Raw genomic sequence first — 18901 nt, 5'->3', positions numbered from 1 at the left:
CTGAACCAGTTGAACCTTGGGAGGGGTTCTGGATGCAAAAATATCTGTTGGGGCTTGATGCGGGCAACACCGTCATCAAAGCGGTGGTCTTTGATCTTACGGGACGCGAACTCGCACATGCGGGGGAGGAGGGACATAGCTGCATGCCACATCCTGGCCATGTCGAGCGTGACCTTGGTGAACTCTGGTCCAATGCCAAGAGGGTCATACGGGCTTGCCTCGATAAAGCAGGTATAGCAGCGAGCGACATCGCCGCTATCGGTTGTGCCGGACATGGCAACGGGCTTTATGCGCTTGACCGGGAGGGGGAGCCTCTCATCGGCATACAGTCACTCGACACACGTGCGACCGATCTCGTTGAAGAGTGGGCAGCGGAAGGCGTGGGCGCAAGGACCTATCCGATAGCTCGTCAGCGTCCTTGGCCCTCCCAAACCCCGACCCTCCTTGCCTGGCTGAAGCGTCATCAGCCTGATCTGTTTGACCAGATCGGCACGGTATTCTTCTCCAAGGACTTTGTCGTCAATCGCCTGACCGGCAAACGTTTTAGCGAAGTTTCCGATATGTCGGGAGCAGGCTTGCTTGATCTGGCAAAGCGCCGTTATGACAGGACTCTGATGGAAGCTTATGGCCTGAGCGATTGCATGGATATCCTGCCGCCACTCATCGAAAGTGACAACATTGCAGGCAACGTAACGGAAGCCGTGGCGCGTGAGACCGGGCTTGCTGCGGGTACGCCTGTGATTGGGGGACTCTTCGACGTCGTCGCATCGGCGCTCGGTTCCGGGGTTTCACGTACGGGCAGCGCGTCGATCATCGCTGGCACGTGGAGCATCAATCAGATCATTGTCGACGGTCCCGATCTTGAGGGGCCGGTTTTCATGACGTCGACTTTCGATCGCAACCGTTACATGGCGATGGAAAACAGCGCTACCTCGGCGGCAAATCTGGAATGGCTGGTGCGGGAGTTCTTCGAAGGTGAACATCACGCCGATGTCTCGCCTTTTGATGTCTGTTGCGGCCTGGCAGCGGCGATTGAGCCCGCAAATGATGATCCGCTTTACCACCCTTATCTCTACGGAGCGCAGCAGGACGGTCATGCGCGTGCGGGATTTTACGGTATTGCGGGCTGGCACACCAAGGGGCATTTGATCCGAGCGTTACTCGAAGGTGTTGCTTTTGGTCATCGTCAGCACGTGGAGACAATCCGCAAAGCAGGCGCGACTTTCGAGGAGGCCGTGCTTTCCGGTGGTGGTTCCCGGAGCCGTCTGTGGCCCCAGATTTTTGCCGACGTGCTCGGCGTGCCTGTGTCGGTTGCCGTTTCGCGGGAAACGGGCGCGCTCGGTGCGGCCATAGCTGCGGCAACCGGTGTCGGTTTGTTCTCTGATTTTACAGATGGCGCCACTGCCATGGTGCGTGCTGATCGGCACTATAAGCCGAATGCCGCTTTGGTTGAGCACTACAATCGTCGCTACGCGCTTTACAGGGATATCACGGAGGCAATGACGCCGCTTTGGCGTCTGATACAGACCAATTCGATAAAAAGGGCGTACAGTTAGCGAAGATGCCTCCGTCTTTGATGAACTCGTGGATTGAATTTGACGTTTGATACCCCTCCGACATAGATCTCGTTTCAAACGTCAAATTCAATCCACTAGGACCATAAATTTACGCGTGGTCTTCTCGATTCCGACATTTGCTCGGTATCCACATCCGATGGATGCAAATGCCGGAATCAGACCACTGGCCGCAGATGTCTGCGTTGCTTCAGCCGGCGCCCGGGTTGCCGAAATTGGCGTAGATATCCGCTCTGGTCTGGGGCACGGCGGAAATGCCGCGTTTGCGTTTTGAAGCCAATGTCTGGTTAATCTGAACGGTGCCTCTTTCAAATGCCAGAGAACATCCAGCAAGATAGAGGAGCCAGAGCCGCGCTTTTGGATAGCCAATTTCGGCAACGGCCTTGTCGAAATTGGAATGGAGCCGTTCGCACCATAAACGGCAGGTGCGGCCATAATGTTCGCGCAGATTTTCCACGTCGTGAACTTCGAAGCCGTACCCTTCGAGATTTTCTACCGTCATCCCCAAGTGATCGAGTTCCCCACCGGGGAAAATGTACTTCACAAGTGCCTTATGCTCAGCACTTTTGCGCTTGAAGGATTTTTTGTTCTTCTTCATGCGGCGAGTGATTGCGTGGTGCATGTAAAGTCCGCCTGGACGCAGAAGCCGGTTCACGGTGCTGAAATAACTATCGTAATTGGTGATGCCGACATGCTCGAACATTCCAACAGACGATATTTTGTCGAACTGGCCGTCCAGCTCGGTATAGGATTTGACGTGAATGGTGATCTTATCTTCAAGTCCTGCTAGCCTGATCCTCTCGCGGGCCAGCGCCGTTTGCGCTTCGGAGAGCGAAACGCCGGTGCCGATGACGCCAAAATTCTGCGCTGCATAAATAAGAAGAGCGCCCCAGCCGCAGCCAATATCCAGAAGCCGATCACCGGGTTTCAAGCGCAATTTACGGCAGATCAGCTCCAGCTTGTCCTTCTGTGCCTGATCGATGTCGTTGGCCCAGTCCGTGAAATAACCGCAAGTGTAAACCATCCGCTCATCGAGAAATAAACGGTAAAACTCGTTGGATACATCGTAATGATGGGTAATCGCTTCCTTGTTCGATCCGCTGACAAAAGGCTCCTTACCGTCCAAAGCCGCACGTGCGTCGGACTTTCCGGCAAATAGGAGTGCTGGGAGGTCCTTTAGTAATTGCCACTTGGGCAGCTCTTTTAGTCTGTTCTTCACGCTGCCGTCGGTTCGGGCACTGGCGAGATCAAAAATAGTGCCATTGCTGATATCGACACGACCCGAAGTCCAGATATCGATCAGGGAATCGTAATTGGGCTTGAGAATCAGTTGTCGAACAATCGTCGGATCGTTGATCATCAGTGACGGACCGTCGAATGTGCCTATCCGCGTACCGTCCCACAGTTCTATGTTGAATTGTGGGCGCAGCGTTTCCACGACTGTTCGTATGATACGGATGGACTTAGATTCAACCGTCATGCCATGCCTCTCCACTAGGGGATCGGAAGATCACCTTTACGGATTGAAACCTAGCCTAAGGTGTCTAACGATTGCAGTCATAAAATTGTGACGATTACTGCGATTTTCTTCTCTGAAGGCGTGCATGATCGACGTCGCCTCTTCGATAAAGCTCAAATCGATCAACACAGCTAAATGAAACTAGTCCTCGCGATCATTCCATCCGGGATGAATTCCGGGGCGCATATTGCCCCAGGTCGGATCGATATCATGATACTCGTGATAAAATCTGACAAATATAGCGATCAGAAGGAAGGCAGTGCAAAGCGCGAGAACGACTTTAAAGACTAAATCCGGCTTCAAACTCGACCTCACTATTTATTAAACCACTACCCACCGGTCGTGATGCGTTGAAGCTTCAAAGCTTATATTCATTCGAATAGAAAGTATCGTTGACTGTAGTGTGATTGAAAAGTGTCTGACGCAATTCATTCTGAATCGCTAAAAATCAGGGGCTGTTTTATGATTCGATGAAATAAGGCTTCTGCTTGCTGAAGCCTCCGAGGAGGCGGACTACATGGAGTTTTCCCGTGATATTGCAGACGCTGCTAAAGGTTTGTGGCTCGAAATCGCCCAAACGAGCGGTGAAACGGCTACTTTAGAGGCCATTGCACTCGCCCTTCTCAAGGAGAGGCAGAGATGTGCAACAATTGCGCTTTGTGTATTTGATGATGACGAATGGTCCGATGACTTTCGTATAGCTGGCGGACTGGTGGCGGAAGCGATTCTTGAAGATGGAAAAAGTTAAGAAGCCCACTGGAAAGCGCGGGTGATGTGATAGAAATTGCAACCACCAACCGGCCCAGGGTTGGAACTGTTTTAACAATGAGACGGAGCAGTATGAAGATGGATCGTATAGGGGCGGGGGCTATTGGCCTGCTGTCGTTGACATTGGCAGGATGCACGACATCGCCGCAAAACTATGCAACCACTCTCTCCTCGCAGGACCCTAAATGGCAGTCACCGCAGTGCGAACAAATTCGCGCGGAGGTTGTGAATTATGAAGCGGGAGAAAAGAAGGTTTCCGATCTGGCTCCAGGACTTCTTATCGGCCCCTACGGACTGGGTATTGCAATGGCAATAAAAGAGAATGATGAGAAGCGGCGAAAACTATTCGTTCGTGAAATGCATATGCGCTGCTCAAGCCAGCCTTTGCCGAAGGAACTCGAGAATACACAAAGTGACACGAACCAGTCAAAACCGGCTGACACATTCCGATAGTTTGCATATTTCTTCGCATTACTCCGATCTGTGAACGCATCCTTAATAGTGAGCTAAAATGTCCAAGTTCGTACCTGTAATTGCGTTGCATGGCGGCGCTGGAACCATTCTCAAGGCTAATATGTCGCCGGAGAAGGAAGCGGCCTTTCATGCCGGTTTACGCGAATGCTTACAGGCTGGGCTCGACGTGTTGCGGGACGGGGGCACAGCCATTGATGCCGTCACGGCGTCTGTGGTCGCGCTGGAAGAAAATCCACTGTTCAACGCAGGCCGTGGTTCTGTTTTCACAACGGATGAAACGCATGAGATGGATGCCGCCATCATGGACGGCGCTACTCGTGCATGCGGTGCCATTTCGGGAATTTGCGGGCCACGCAATCCAGTCCTGGCGGCGCGTGCGGTCATGGAACAGACTGAGCACGTATTTTTTGCAGGCGCAGGGGCAAAGCGTTTTTGCGAAGCTGCTGGTTTGGAAATGATGCCTCCGGAATGGTTCTCGACGGAGCAACGTCGCAAGGCATTGCATGATGAAATGCTACGTCGCCGCAGCGGTGCTGCTGACGATGGCGATCCCGCCCGCAAGCACGGAACTGTCGGAGCCGCTGCTCTAGACAGCTTCGGACACTTGGCGGCAGCCACATCCACTGGTGGGATGACCGCCAAGACTCCGGGACGTGTTGGAGACAGTCCGGTCATAGGCGCTGGAACCTGGGCAGACGACCAGACCGTTGCGCTTTCGGCCACCGGTCACGGAGAATATTTCATTCGCTGGGCCGTAGGTCATGAAATTGATGCCCGGATGCGCTGGGCTGGACAATCGCTCGGTGAAGCGGCTGATGCAGTTGTCCGCGAACTCGGTGAAATTGGTGGCTCCGGTGGCCTTGTTGCCGTGGATCGCAAGGGTAATGTCTGTTTGCCGTTCAACAGTCCCGGCATGTATCGTGCCTGGTGCGATTTGAACGGTGAGATTCATACTGGAATCTACCGTTAGGATCGAAGCGCTCGCCGATGATCGCAGAGTTTGCTAGAAAACGTCTGCCCATTTCATTCAGACGGTTGTTGACGCGTGTTGGGTGATCGGGGCTCGTACGCCTACTTTTCTTCGCCATGACGCTCGGTAGTGCTGTTCTTCGCAGGTGTTGTGAGATCAGCTTTATCCGAATGAAGCAAAGCTGTGAGCCGAAAATTTCTTCGTGTATATGATTTTGCCTCGCTATTCCAAATTGGAATGGCAAGTCTAAAATTGCATTAGCCAGCGCATAAATTTGCTGCCTATAAATTCAAATAACAAAACTGCCGGTCAAGGGAAGTTGTTCTCCGGTTTTTCTTCACGCTCTTGAAAAAGCATGAAGATCAGCTTGGAACAACGGCGGCTGACGCGCCTTTCAAACGAGCGCAAAAATGGGGAAATGAATGACGGATGCCAAGCGCGTTCCGAAGGAAATGTCTTGTCCTTCTGAAAAAAAGGCGAAGCAAATCAATGATTCGGAGCTGAAAAGCGGCGCTGTTGGAGCGGCAAGCGCCGCGCAGTCGGCGCATGAGTTCCGTTTGCAAGTCAGCGACATACATGAGCTTTCCGTTTTGGAATATGGCAATCCGAAAGGTATCCCCGCTGTCTTTCTGCACGGCGGTCCCGGTGCGGGCGTCTCGGCCGCGCAGATCGCCAGTTTCGATCTCGACACCTATCGTGTCATTACCTTCGATCAGCGCGGCGCGGGACGTTCCACCCCTGTCGCTGAAATTGCTGAAAACACCACACAGCATCTGATCGCGGACATTGAAGCCGTGCGCGAGAGATTGGGCATTGAACGCTGGCTTGTGGCAGGTGGTTCCTGGGGGTCGTGTCTGTCGCTTGCCTATGGCGTCGCGCATCCGCGGCGCTGCCTCGGCTTTCGGTTGCACGGCATATTTCTGGGCGGGCAGGATGACACAGACTGGTGGTTCCATGGTTGCCGCGCTGTTTTCCCTGATCACTGGCAGGAATTTGCTGCATTCGTGCCGGAAGAGGAGCGTGGTGATCTGCTAGCCGCTTATTACAAGCGGCTCACGTCAGGTGATTTGGTGCAGGAACTGGCTGCGGCCCAGAGCCTGCGCGGATTTTCGGCGCGTACCCAGACCTTGGAACCGGACGCAAGTCATGTTGCCAAACTTCTGAAGTCGGAAGCAGCCTTGGCGGTATCGCGCATTTTCACCCATTATTGCGTCAACCGCGCTTTCCTTCCGGACAATTATCTCATCGAGAATATCGATCGTATTCGTCATCTCCCTGCTGAAATCGTGCAGGCGAGATACGACATGGTGACGCCGATGATGACGGCGTGGAAACTCAAGGAAGCCTGGCCGGAGGCCGGATTCACCATCGTCACACTTGCCAATCATCAATCGACGGTCGGCCCAATGGTCGATGCGTTGGAAGCCGCCTCTGCCCGGCTGGCGCGGCAGTTGGCGTGAGCGCACTCATCAATATCTGGAATTAAGGAAAGTTCGATGTTCGATACAAAGGCCGCCGATACCTCGCTTTCGATGACGCACTACATCGATATCTGCAAGGCGGTGAAGCCCGCTGTCTCGCCGGACGGCGAACTTCTAGTCTATCTCAGCGATGAAAGCGGCACGGCGCAGGTCTGGGGGCGCCCTCTTGCAGGCGGTACGCCGCGCCAGCTTACCAATCTGCCGGAACCGGTCGGCAATCTTGCCTTCAATCCCAAGAGCCGCGACCTGCTCATTACGACCGACTGGGGCGGCGACGAACGCCATCAGCTCTGGCTGATCCAAAATGCCGAAGGCGAGCCGCACCTCCTTACCACCGATACTACGGTGGTTCATGCCTGGGGTTGCTGGTCGCCGGATGGCACACAGATCGCCTATGGCGCTAATTATCGTGACCGTTTCCACATGGATATTCATGTGATGACTGTTGCAACCGGCGAGACGAAATGCGTTTACGAGGGGATCGGATGGCGCACGCCCGCCGTCTTTGCGCCCGACGGCAAGTCGTTGCTGGTCAATGATTGCCAGCGCGCAATGACGGATCAGGATTTCTGTCGCCTCGATCTCGAAACTGGCACCTATGAAAATGCCCTGCCGCATGAAGGACGGGCACGCTATCAATCGCCGAAATTCTTCAAGGACGGCTCCGGCATTCTGCTGATTGCCGATCAGGAACGCGAATATCTCTCTGTCATGGTCAAGCCGCACGACGCGGCATCGCTGACTGAACTTGCGACCTTCGACGGGCAGGATGTCGAAGCGCTCGCTATCTCACCGGATCAGCGCAGGATAGCACTCGTCCTGAACCGTCAAGGCTGGAACGACGTGGTTCTGATTGGCCGGGACGGGGCGGTACTCAAACGGCTTGAAATGCCGGTTGACGCAGTGGTCGCTTCCGTTGCGTGGACACCGGATGGCACGTCACTGATCATGCCTGTGGAAGGTGCTGCGACGTCGGGCGACATCTGGCGCTGCGATGTTGAAAGCGGTGCTTTCACGTGCCTGACAGACGCACCAAAGGCCAAGGTTAAATTACCGACTTTCCTCGAACCGATAGTGACAAGCGTTGCAAGTTTTGACGGTTTGGAGGTTCCCTATTTCATCTACAAGCCGGAGCGTGCTGCAGGTCTCGATGGTTATCCGGTGATGATAATCGTACATGGCGGTCCTGAAGCCCAGTGGAAGCCGGATTTTCGTGCGGACATTCAGTACATGCTGGCGCAAGGCATCATGGTCATCGCGCCAAATATTCGCGGCAGCACGGGATATGGCCGCGCCTACCAACACCTGGATGATCGCGAATTACGCATGAACAGCGTTGCTGATCTCAAGGCGGTGCGCATGGCGGTCGCGGCACGCAGCGATGTCGATGCATACCGTATCGGTGTGTTCGGTCGTTCCTATGGTGGTTTCATGGTCTTGTCGGCCATGACCGAATATCCCGATCTGTGGAAGCTTGGCGTCGAATATTACGGGATCGCCAATTTTCTCACCTTGTTGCAGACGACGGGACCATGGCGCAAGGAGCTGCGCGCTGTTGAATATGGTGATGCCGAAACCATGCGTGATGAGTTGGAGAGTTTCTCACCCATCAACAGCATCGGAAATATCGCAGCACCATTGATGATAGCACATGGTCTGGAGGACCCGCGCGTCACCCCGTGCGAGAGCGAGATGGTCTATTCCTGCTTACGCGGCCTCGGCAAGCCTATCGAATATCTGCGCGTGCCGCATGAAGGCCATGGCTTTGCGCGTATCGAAAATCGTCGCCGCGTGTTTGGCGCGCTTGCCCGTTTCATCGACGAGAATCTTTAAAAGCATTGTTGGGAGAGTACGCCGTGAAGAATGGTGAAGAGATCTGGGATCTAGTGGATGCGAAGAAGGCTGATTTTGAAGCCTTGAGCGATCGTGTCTGGGGGATGCCCGAGATCGCCTATACCGAATACAAGTCCTGTGCCGAGCACACCGAAATGTTGAAGGCACAGGGTTTTCGTATCACCGAGAATGTGGCTGGCATTCCCACTGCTGTCATGGGCGAGGCGGGTGAGAGCGGACCAGTCATCGCCATTCTTGGCGAATATGATGCGCTGCCGGGCCTTAGTCAGGAAGCGGGCATAGCAGAGCCGCGCCCGATCCCCGGTACGGGACATGGTCATGGTTGCGGCCACAATCTTCTGGGCTCCGCTGCCATTCTGGCTGCGACGGCGGTCAAGGATTGGCTGGAACAGACCGACAAGAAGGGTCGCGTGCGCTACTATGGCTGTCCTGCAGAAGAAGGCGGCGCGGCCAAGTCTTTCATGGCGCGCGCGGGCGCTTTCAACGATGTCGATATTGCCATCTGCTGGCACCCGGCTTCGTTTACGCAGGTCGATGACGCCCAATCGCTTGCCAATACCCGGATGGATTTCGAATTCACCGGAAGGGCCTCCCACGCTGCTGCGGCACCGCATCTAGGGCGTTCGGCTCTGGATGCGGCGGAACTGATGAGTGTCGGTTGCAACTATCTGCGCGAGCATATCCCGTCCGATTGCCGTCTTCACTATGCTTATCTCAATGCGGGTGGCATCGCGCCGAACGTCGTGCAAGCCAAGGCCAAGGTGCGCTACGCCATCCGCGCCACTGATCTGCCGGGCATGTTCGCCCTCAATGATCGGGTGAAGAAGGTTGCAGCGGGCGCAGCAATGATGACGGAAACAACCGTCAATATCTCCATCATGAGTGCGGTCTCGAACCTGCTGGGCAATACGCCACTGGAAATCGCGATGCATTCGAACATGGAGCGTTTGGGCGGCGTGCCGTTCGATGATGCGGACCGTGCCTTTGCAGCGGAGATACAGACGACTCTTTCGAAAGAAGATATCGAAACCGACTATCTGCGTGTCGGCCAGCCTTTGGCGGAAAACGAACCGCTTTGCGACTACGTGCTGCCGCGCGAACAGAAGGGTGTACCGATGATCGGCTCCACTGATCTGGGCGATGTGAGCTGGGTCGTGCCGACTGTTCAGGCACGCGTGGCAACGCACGCCATCGGTTCGCCGGGCCATTCCTGGCAGATCACCGCGCAAGGCAAGATGCCGGCTGCTCATAAGGGCATGGTCTATGCTGCGAAGGTAATGGCGGGCACGGCACTCGATGTTCTTCAAAATGAGAAGATTATGAACGACGCCAAAGCCGATCACAAAGCTCGCACGGCAAAGACGCCCTATACCTGCCCGATCCCGCCTGAGGTCAATCCGCCGCTGCAGCCGCGTCCGGCCGATTGACTGGCTAAGAGTATGCATTTCGTGCCCTGCGTCCGCGCGCGGCACCTCTCGAAAATGCCCAACCATAAAAGGGGATAACAATGCAAAAACAGAAGACAACCATCCTGCGCCGCACCACGGCGCTCGCGCTTGCCGCCGGTATGGGCGCCGTGACGTTCACCGCCGAAGCCGCCTCACCGCCGAACGCACTCGTCATGGCCTGGAATATTGACGCTATCAGTACTTTTGATCCGGCGCAGATCGGCGAAGCCGCGACCAATGAAATTATCCAGAATATCTGCGATCCCATGGTCGATTTCGATCCGGCTGACGAGACCAAGATCGTGCCGCAACTTGCCAAAAGCTGGGAGGTGTCGCAAGACGGGTTGCAGATCACATTCCACATGCGCGATGACCTGAAGTTCGACAATGGCGACAAGGCGACGGCGGGTGATATGGCGTGGTCGCTCCAGCGCGCGGTCAAGCTCGGTTTCGGCAACGCAGCGACGCTGACAGAATATGGTTTCACCAAGGACAATGTGGATCAGACCATTTCGGCGCCGGACGACAACACAGTCGTTTTCAAGCTGGACAAGCCTTATCCGGTCAATCTCATCCTGGCGGCGATCGCCGCCAACCGTGTTGCCAGCCTTCTGAACCAGAAGGTGTTGATGCAGAACCAGGTCGATAACGACATGGGCAACAAGTATCTAGCCACCCGGTCGGAATGTGTTGGCCCCTACAAGTTGATGCGGTGGAACCCGGCTGAAGTGGTTATCCTCCAGGCGACCGACAATTATTGGGGTGAAGCGCCGAAGCTCAAGCAGGTGTTGATCCGCCATGTTTCGGAAGCGGGAACTCAGCGACTGTTGCTCGAAAAGGGCGACATCGACATCGCCCGTGACCTGACGCCGGAAGATCTGCGCGATCTGGAAACTCAGGACAAGGTGACCGCCTCACGCTCGCTGAAGCCTTCGCTGTTCTACTGGAACTTCAATAATGCCGATCCGATCTTCGCCAATGAGAAGGTACGCCTCGCGATGCGTTATCTCATTGACTATGAGGGCCTCGGCAAGACGGTCATCAACAATGTCGGTGTGCCGCGCGCAAGTTTCGTGCAGCTCGGTGCTTTCGGCGCGCTGGACGAGAAGGAAGGGCAGCCCTTCAAACTTGATGTCGAAAAGGCTCGCGAACTGCTGAAGGAAGCCGGTTACGAGAAGGGCTTCGAGACGACGATGTTCATCAGTACCGCGCCTTATGCCGCTCCGATTGCCCAGAGTATTCAGGACGCGGCCGCCAAGATAGGTGTGAAGATCAAGATCGAACGCATGGCCAATGCGCAATTGTTCAGCCGTATCCGTGGCCGTGAGTTCCAGACTTCGCTGATGGGCTGGCAGACGACTGTTCCGGACGCGCATGGCAATGCTTCGCGTCAGATATTCAATCCCGACAACCGGGCTGAAGCCAAGCAGACCATGTATCCGAGCTGGCGCGCGAGCTATTTCAACGAAGCCGTGAACAAGGAAGTCGACGCTGCCCTGTTCGAGAAGGATGAGGCCAAGCGCAAGCAGATGTATATCGATCTGCAGAAAGAGATGATGGAGAAGGGGCCGCACGCCTTCATCTTCCAGATTTACAATGTCGCCGGTGTCAACAAGACCATGAAGAATTGGAGCTGGAACGGCTTCCGCGTCTACTACGATCTGGCCGCAAAATAACGGAAATTACGCACCCGGCGGCTTCTCTCGAAGTGGCTGGGTGCACACCGTTTCAATGGATGACCGCATGGTCGCCTGTGGTTCGCTTCGCGACCCGGACCGGGCATCCCGTTTTTCTCTTTCGGGAATTTGCAGATGACGACGCACGAAATCATTGAAGATGTGGAGGCGGTGGACCACGATCGGGAGGCCGGACCCGTACTTCAGTTTCTCGCCGCCACCGCGCGTCTGGTCGTTTCAGTGGCAATTACGCTTCTGGGACTGATCACGTTGACCTTTTTCATCAGCCGCCTTTTGCCGCTTGATCCGGTCATCGCGATGCTGGGCGATAATGTGTCCCAGGAAGCCTATGACACGATGTATAGAAAGCTGGGGCTCGACCAGCCATTGATTGTGCAATATGGCCTTTATCTCAAGAACGCGCTGATGTTCGATTTCGGCAACGCGCTGACTTCCGGTCGTCCGGTGCTGGAAGATATTGCGCGCGTCTTCCCGGCTACCATCGAACTGGCGACTGTGGCTATCGTCATCGGAACCGCGCTGGGCATTCCGCTCGGTGTTTTCTCTGCCATGTATCGCAATTCGCCTCTGGATCATGCCGTGCGTATGATCAGTTTGCTTGGCTATTCCACGCCGAACTTCTGGCTCGGCTTGATGGCGCTGCTGATTTTCTATGCCACGCTGGGCTGGATTGGCGGGCCGGGTCGGATAGACTTCATTTACGAATATTCCGTCGAGCCGACGACCGGCTTCCTGCTTCTCGACAGCGCGATGCAGGGCCAGTGGGATGCTTTTGGGAACGCCGTAAGCCATATCATCATGCCCGCGCTGATCCTCGCATTCGGCTCGATGGCCTATATCAGCCGCATGACGCGCGGTTTCATGATCGAGCAACTCAATCAGGAATATATTATCACTGCACGCGTCAAGGGGTTGTCCTGGGCGCGTACCGTCTGGGGCCATGCCTTCCGCAATGTTGCGGTTCAGGTCGTGACGGTTGTGGCGCTGTCCTATGCTTTCCTGCTGGAAGGTGCGGTGCTGACCGAGACGGTGTTCGCATGGCCGGGCTTCGGGCGTTACCTCACCAATGCACTTCTGGCTGGTGACATGAACGCAGTGGTCGGCTGTACGCTTATCGTCGGCATTCTGTTCGTCGGTATCAACCTGATCAGCGATCTTCTGTATCGCGTCTTCGATCCCCGCACACGATAGGAAACTGCCGATGAACACGCACACCAGCACGTCGCCGGCGCAAACTTCCAGTTCCCTACGGGCCTGGCTGAGCGCTCCCGTACCCACTTCTGCCTTTCAGTCCAATATACAGCAACTGCGCCGGTCCTGGTTCAAGCTGATGGCCAACACATCCGCTCTCTTTGGTCTTGCGGTCATCGTCCTTCTGGTTCTGGTGGCGATTTTCGCGCCTCTGATCGCAACACACGACATCGGTGCCAACAATCTCGCCAATCGGCTTCAACCACCGTCATGGGGCCATTTCTTCGGTACAGACGAACTGGGTCGCGATATTTTCAGTCGCCTTGTCTATGGTTCGCGCATCACACTCTACATCGTAACGCTGACCGCCGTCATCGCTGCACCTATCGGCCTCATCGTGGGTACCACCGCAGGCTATATAGGCGGCTGGGTCGATACGGCGCTGATGCGCATTGTCGACATCTTTCTCGCTTTTCCCAGTCTTGTGCTTGCGCTGTCCTTTGCCGCAGCACTCGGGCCGGGTATCGAGAATGCCGTCATCGCCATTTCACTCGCCGCATGGCCGCCGATAGCGCGTCTTGCCCGCGCGGAAACATTGACCATTCGCTCGTCGGATTATGTGGCTGCCATTCGCCTGCAGGGCGCTTCAACCATGCGGGTGATTGCGAAGCATGTCGTTCCTATGTGCATTCCCTCGGTAGTGATCCGCATCACACTCAATATGTCGTCGATCATCCTGACCGCTGCGGGCCTCGGCTTTCTCGGCCTTGGTGCACAGCCGCCGAGCCCGGAATGGGGCGCGATGTTGTCCAGTGGCCGTGAATTTATGATGACCTCTTGGTGGCTTGCCGCTGTGCCGGGCACCGCAATCCTGCTTGCGAGCCTTGCATTCAACCTGTTCGGTGACGGCTTGCGCGATGTCCTCGACCCTAGAAACGGATAAGATCAATGACAAAACCATTGCTTGAAGTCGATGATCTGTGGGTGTCTTTTCCCGGTGCTGATCGCAACATCGATGTCGTTCGCGGCATCAGCTTTTCCATTGGGCGCGAAAAAGTCGGCATCGTGGGTGAATCCGGCTCCGGCAAATCGATGACCGGGCGCTCGATTCTCAAACTCACACCAAAGACGGCGCAGATCCGTGCCAAGGCCCTGCGTTTCGGCGAGATTGACCTGTTGTCAGCCAGCGAACGCCAGATGCGTAGCGTGCGCGGCAACCGTATCTCGATGATCCTTCAGGACCCGAAATATTCGCTCAACCCGCTGATCCGTATCGGCGATCAGATCATGGAAGCCTATCGCCTGCACCATCGTGTGAAATCGGCCGAAGCACGACAGAAAACAATTGCCATGCTGGAGGCAGTGCATATTCGCGATCCCGAGCGTGTCATGCGTCTGTTTCCACACGAGATTTCTGGCGGCATGGGCCAGCGTGTGATGATCGCCATGATGCTGATCCCCGAACCGGACATGATCATCGCCGACGAACCAACCTCCGCGCTTGATGTGACCGTGCGGCGCCAGGTTCTAACTATACTCGACGAACTGGTCAGCCGTTCAGGCACGGGGCTGATGTTCATCAGCCATGATCTCAACCTGGTTGCCGATTTCTGCGATCGGGTACTGGTCATGTATGCGGGGCGTATCATGGAAGATCTGCCGGCGAAGGAGCTGCACAAGGCGCGCCATCCTTATACGCAGGCACTGCTGGCCAGCCTGCCGCGGCTCGACCATCCGGTCGATATGCTGAAGGTGCCGGAACGCGACAAAAGCTGGCTGACCGAGCCGACGCTGGTGGGAGGAAACTCATGATACATGCAGTCAGTTCTCCATTTGTGGATGTCTCGGACCTTTCCATCAGCTTCGGCAAGGGGCGCAAGCGGGCCGCCGTCGTCAGGAAGGTGAAATTTCATCTCGAACGCGGCGAGGCCTATGGTCTGATCGGTGAATCCGGTTGCGGCAAATCCACGATCCTGCGCGCTCTTGCCGGTCTCATCCCGCATTATCAAGGCAACTTCAGCTTTGACGGCCGGAAGATGGGCGGCGAGCGCGACAAAGCATTTTTCCGTCGCGTGCAGATGGTGTTTCAAGACCCATATGCCTCGCTGCACCCACGCAAGCAGGTGCATAAGGTGTTGGCGGAATCGCTTGCCATTCACGGCATGGACCGCAAGGACGAGCGAGTTCGCGACGTATTGCAAGCGGTGGGTCTCGGTCCGAGCTTTCTCTATCGCTATCCGCATGAATTGTCCGGTGGCCAGCGCCAGCGTGTCGCCATAGCCCGTGCACTTATCATCGAACCGGACGTGCTGCTTCTCGATGAGCCGACATCCGCGCTCGATGTTTCCGTGCAGGCGGAAATTCTCAATTTGCTCAAGGTGCTGCGCCGTGAGCGAAATCTCACATACCTCATGGTTTCGCACGATCTCGCCGTGGTGGCGCATATCTGCGAGCGTGTCGGGGTCATGCACAAGGGCATCATTCTGGAAGAATTGACGGCGGACGATCTGCGCCATTCGCGCGCCAAAGTCGAATACACGCAGGAGTTCCTGCATGCCAGTGTGGAAGCTGTTGCACATAATCAGTCTAAGGAAATACGAGTATGAACTATCATTCGGTGGCCAATCCGGGACAGGAATGGGAACGTCTGAAAAGCCCCGCTGCGGCGGGTTGGTCTGAAGCTGGGCTTGGCGCCGTCGACGCTTGTGCCGATAGCCAGGAAACCGATGCGCTGATGATCGTTCAGGGCAACAAGATCGTCCACACATATGGCGACATCACGCACAAATATCTCTGCCACTCCATCCGCAAGAGTATTCTTGCCGCGATGATGGGGCAGGATGTAGCTGATGGCACCATTGATCTCAGCCTGACGTTGGAGCAGCTAGGCATTGATGACAATGAAGGCTTGAGCGAAGTAGAAAAGCAAGCGACGGTCTATGATCTCCTGACGGCCCGTTCTGGCATCTACCATCCAGCGGGCTACGAAACGCCATGGATGCGGATGATCAAGGAAAAGCGTCATTCCCACGCTCCCGGTACCTTCTGGTGCTACAACAATTGGGATTTCAATGCGCTTGGCACGATCTTTGAACAATTGACCAGCAAGACTGTGCACCAGTCTTTCGACGAGCGTATTGCAAAGCCGCTCGGATTTGAGGACTTCTCGCTTCACGGTGACAGGCCGGACGGCTGGCATGATCGTTTTACAGAAAGTCGTCATGCCGCCTATCCGTTTCGCCTTTCGACCCGCGATCTGGCGCGTTTTGGCCAGCTTTATCTGCGCGATGGCCGCTGGAATGGCGAAGCCATATTGCCAGAAGGCTGGGCGCAGGAATGTGTCATGCCTTATTCCGATGCGGGCGCGCGCGGCGCTTATGGCTATATGTGGTGGCTGGAGCGCGACGGTGTGTTTTTTCCCGGCGTGGTGACCCCGAAAGGCAGCTTTGCAGGTTTCGGTGCAGGTGGACATTTCTGCATTGTGCTGCCAGCGCTTGACATGGTGATCGTGCATCGCGTGGACACGGACATCACTGGACGCCAGTTGAACCGGCACAAGTTCGGACGTCTTCTGAAGCTCATTCTCGACGCATTTCAGGGGTGAAGCCATGCAGCGAGAGGAGATGACGGTCGCAACGGCGATTGCTTCAGCATGTGTGAAGCCAGTGTCGAGCGAGAATGCACGTGAACTTGCACGCAACGCAATTTTGGACACGTTGGCCTGCATGGTGGCAGGCTGCGGCGATGACAGCACACAAAGCGTGGCGGCGGCCTTTGCCGAATTCAACACTGGCGGAAACGCCCTTTTGATTACGGGTGGCGTTGGCAGTCCGATGCTCGCGGCGCTGGTCAACGGTACTGCGGCGCATGCGCTCGATTTCGACGATAATTTCCTGCCGGGCATGAGCCATGCCTCGGCAGTGATCGTGCCCGCAATAATTGCGCTTGCTGATTTGGATAGGACTAAAGGCGCTCGCCTTGTCGACGCTTACCTGGCTGGCCTGCAGGCTCAGGCGCTAGTAGGCGAGGGACTTGGGCAGGCGCATTACACAGCCGGTTGGCATGGCACGTCGACTGTGGGCAGTATCGGCACGGCTGTTGCCACAGCCCATATGCTGGATCTTGATGTGGATGAGACGGCCCAGGCGATCACTATTGCTGCTAGTTTTGCATCCGGCACCAAGGGCCAGTTCGGCACGCTGATCAAGCCGTTTCACGCAGGTATGGCGGCGCGCAATGCGGTGGAGGCCGCCTTGCTTGCAAAGGCCGGAATGAAGGCACGACACGATATTCTGGAAGGTGATCAGGGTATTCGCGAACTGTTCGCGGGTGACCCGCGTCTTGGCTGGAACATAGAAGATATTCTCGCCGATAGACCGCATGTGATCGAAACGGCAGGCGTCATGCCTAAGCGGCATCCCTGCTGTGGGTCCACGCATATGATCATCGATGGATTGCTTGATCTTCAGGCAGAACACAGGTTTGGTGCCGAAGATGTCGTCGCTATAGACACATTGGTAGGGATCGCGAATTACCGGAATCTTGCCTATACGCAACCGACGGACCAGATGCAGGCCCGCTTCTCCATGCAATATTGCGTAGCACGCATCTTGCGGCAGGGATATCTCGCACTTGCGGATTTTACGCCGCAGGCTGTTACTGCCTTCGCGGATGATCCGCTGCTTGGTGTCGTTAATATGTGCAGCTATTCCTTAGAGGAAGAACGGGCATCAGCGGAAAAGCTACCCCATATTGTCACTGTTACCCTGAAAGACGGACGAGTGTTGCGTGCATCGCGCAGCTTCGCTGTTGGAACCCTGCAGCAACCTTTTGGTGCTGATGATCGGGCGCGAAAATTTCTTGATTGTTGTTCGGCGGTTCCAAAGGCAGATCAGATCTATTCGGATTTGTGGGACCTTGATGATGCAACCAACTTGAGTGCAATTGTTGGACTTTTCTCTCGGTCGTGACCCGTTCTAACTCGGTTCTTAAGTGAGGCTTCCGGTGTTGTGTCCGGTTTTCTGGGAAACCAGTTGCGAGGCACGGCGCCAGAAGAGCTCAGCCTGCTTGTTCCTGAATTGGGGTGTTCGGTAAACGCGGATTTCAATCAACAGATCAGTGTCCGTTTCGCCAGCACGGACAAGTACACCGCGCTTCATTTCTTCGTCGACGAGGCTTTCGGGTATCCATGCCACACCGTGTCCGGAGACCGCCATTGCCTTGAGTGCAACCGACATTCCGTTTTCGTAAACTGTGCTCAACTGAAAGCCATGTTTTTCGAACAACCAAGGCAGGGCAAGAGAAAAGAACGAATTACCGCGATAACTGAGGAAGGCCGTTGGTAGCGATTTGTCCTTGAGGCTGTGCAGGGCGTGCCCATTCGGCGTAGGAGCTGATACTGGAATGACCCTCTCGGTCCCCAATGCCAGAAAGGGATAGGTGCCAAGATCATCCATCTGGGGAACAGCAGGATGCGCATAGGTCAGAAAGAAGTCGCAATGCCCGCTGACGAGCGTTGAAATATTGCCGACGAACGATGAGTGAGGATCGGCAAAACGTGCGCGAAATGAAGCACCGGATGCTTCGATCTGCGCCATCCAATGCGGGAAGAATGTAAGCGATAATGTGTTGAGCGTTGCAAAAGAAATGATTTCCCAGGTAGCACTATAGCCATCACTGACGCTCTTGCGAGCACTGAGCAGCATTTCGAGAGCATCCTGTGCTCGCGGAAGGAAGCATTCTCCGGCCTTTGTCAGACCTATGGGGTTTGAAGATCGATCGACCAATGGCAGGCCAACCCAATCCTCAAGCTGTTTGATGCGCTTGCTGAGAGCGGATTGCGTAATGTAGCGGTCTCCCGCAGCGCGGGAATAGCTCCTGTGTTCAGCGAGACTGACGAAATCTTCAAGCCATTTCAGTTCCATA

The 18901-nt window shown here is 55.5% G+C and carries 16 protein-coding genes; 14 read left to right on the top strand and 2 right to left on the bottom strand.

Annotated elements, in window-relative coordinates; all coding sequences use genetic code 11:
- Window positions 1-32 precede the first annotated feature (32 nt).
- Window positions 33-1556, top strand: a complete 1524-nt coding sequence (locus FIB18_RS21165; RefSeq protein ID WP_140022596.1) for an FGGY-family carbohydrate kinase — start codon at window positions 33-35, stop codon at window positions 1554-1556.
- Between the two features lie 208 nt (window positions 1557-1764).
- Here the strand turns inward: FIB18_RS21165 and FIB18_RS21160 are convergent, their stop codons facing one another.
- A complete protein-coding gene (locus FIB18_RS21160) occupies window positions 1765-3054 on the bottom strand; it encodes an SAM-dependent methyltransferase (protein ID WP_140022595.1) in 1290 nt (429 codons plus the stop codon).
- Window positions 3055-3610: 556 nt separating this feature from the next.
- On the opposite strand from FIB18_RS21160, the gene FIB18_RS21155 reads away from it, so the two are divergent.
- From FIB18_RS21155 to FIB18_RS21095, 13 genes are all read left to right on the top strand, one after another.
- Window positions 3611-3841, top strand: coding sequence for a hypothetical protein (locus FIB18_RS21155; RefSeq protein WP_140022594.1), 231 nt, complete (start codon window positions 3611-3613; stop codon window positions 3839-3841).
- Window positions 3842-3933: 92 nt separating this feature from the next.
- Entirely contained in the window at window positions 3934-4314 is a 381-nt protein-coding gene (locus FIB18_RS21150) for a hypothetical protein (RefSeq protein WP_140022593.1), read from the top strand.
- Between the two features lie 58 nt (window positions 4315-4372).
- Window positions 4373-5305: an isoaspartyl peptidase/L-asparaginase family protein gene (locus FIB18_RS21145; protein WP_140022592.1), complete on the top strand. Its 933-nt coding sequence runs from the start codon at window positions 4373-4375 to the stop codon at window positions 5303-5305.
- 422 nt (window positions 5306-5727) lie between these two features.
- On the top strand, window positions 5728-6765 hold the full coding sequence (pip, locus tag FIB18_RS21140; protein WP_140022591.1) for a prolyl aminopeptidase: 1038 nt from the start codon (window positions 5728-5730) through the stop codon (window positions 6763-6765).
- Window positions 6766-6801: 36 nt separating this feature from the next.
- Window positions 6802-8619, top strand: a complete 1818-nt coding sequence (locus FIB18_RS21135) for a S9 family peptidase (protein WP_140022590.1) — start codon at window positions 6802-6804, stop codon at window positions 8617-8619.
- A gap of 23 nt (window positions 8620-8642) precedes the next feature.
- Window positions 8643-10067 carry a M20 family metallopeptidase gene (locus FIB18_RS21130; RefSeq protein ID WP_140022589.1) on the top strand — a complete coding sequence of 475 codons (1425 nt, stop codon included), beginning with the start codon at window positions 8643-8645 and terminating at the stop codon, window positions 10065-10067.
- A gap of 80 nt (window positions 10068-10147) precedes the next feature.
- Entirely contained in the window at window positions 10148-11764 is a 1617-nt protein-coding gene (locus FIB18_RS21125) for an ABC transporter substrate-binding protein (protein ID WP_140022588.1), read from the top strand.
- 135 nt (window positions 11765-11899) lie between these two features.
- Entirely contained in the window at window positions 11900-12976 is a 1077-nt protein-coding gene (locus FIB18_RS21120; protein ID WP_140022587.1) for an ABC transporter permease, read from the top strand.
- A gap of 10 nt (window positions 12977-12986) precedes the next feature.
- Window positions 12987-13919 carry a nickel transporter permease gene (gene nikC / locus FIB18_RS21115; RefSeq protein ID WP_140022586.1) on the top strand — a complete coding sequence of 311 codons (933 nt, stop codon included), beginning with the start codon at window positions 12987-12989 and terminating at the stop codon, window positions 13917-13919.
- A gap of 5 nt (window positions 13920-13924) precedes the next feature.
- The gene (locus FIB18_RS21110) at window positions 13925-14788 is read left to right on the top strand and encodes an ABC transporter ATP-binding protein (protein WP_140022585.1); all 864 of its coding nucleotides are present in this window, start codon (window positions 13925-13927) and stop codon (window positions 14786-14788) included.
- Window positions 14785-15582 (top strand): ABC transporter ATP-binding protein, encoded by a 798-nt coding sequence (locus FIB18_RS21105; RefSeq protein WP_140022584.1) that lies wholly within the window; start codon window positions 14785-14787, stop codon window positions 15580-15582. Before FIB18_RS21110 ends, FIB18_RS21105 begins: the two co-directional genes overlap by 4 nt.
- Complete coding sequence (locus tag FIB18_RS21100) at window positions 15579-16580, top strand: serine hydrolase domain-containing protein (RefSeq protein WP_140022583.1); 1002 nt, start codon at window positions 15579-15581, stop codon at window positions 16578-16580. The genes FIB18_RS21105 and FIB18_RS21100 overlap by 4 nt, the downstream gene beginning before the upstream one ends.
- Before the next feature lie 4 nt (window positions 16581-16584).
- On the top strand, window positions 16585-17946 hold the full coding sequence (locus tag FIB18_RS21095) for an MmgE/PrpD family protein (RefSeq protein WP_140022582.1): 1362 nt from the start codon (window positions 16585-16587) through the stop codon (window positions 17944-17946).
- 18 nt (window positions 17947-17964) lie between these two features.
- Here FIB18_RS21095 and FIB18_RS21090 read toward each other — a convergent pair whose 3' ends face one another.
- Complete coding sequence (locus FIB18_RS21090; protein ID WP_140022581.1) at window positions 17965-18900, bottom strand: LysR family transcriptional regulator; 936 nt, start codon at window positions 18898-18900, stop codon at window positions 17965-17967.
- Between the last annotated feature and the right edge of the window lies 1 nt (window position 18901).

This window comes from Brucella pecoris, from assembly GCF_006376675.1.
Classification (GTDB): domain Bacteria; phylum Pseudomonadota; class Alphaproteobacteria; order Rhizobiales; family Rhizobiaceae; genus Brucella; species Brucella pecoris.
Note: the sequence above shows the minus strand (reverse complement) of the source record. Positions and strands in the feature narration are given on the sequence as shown.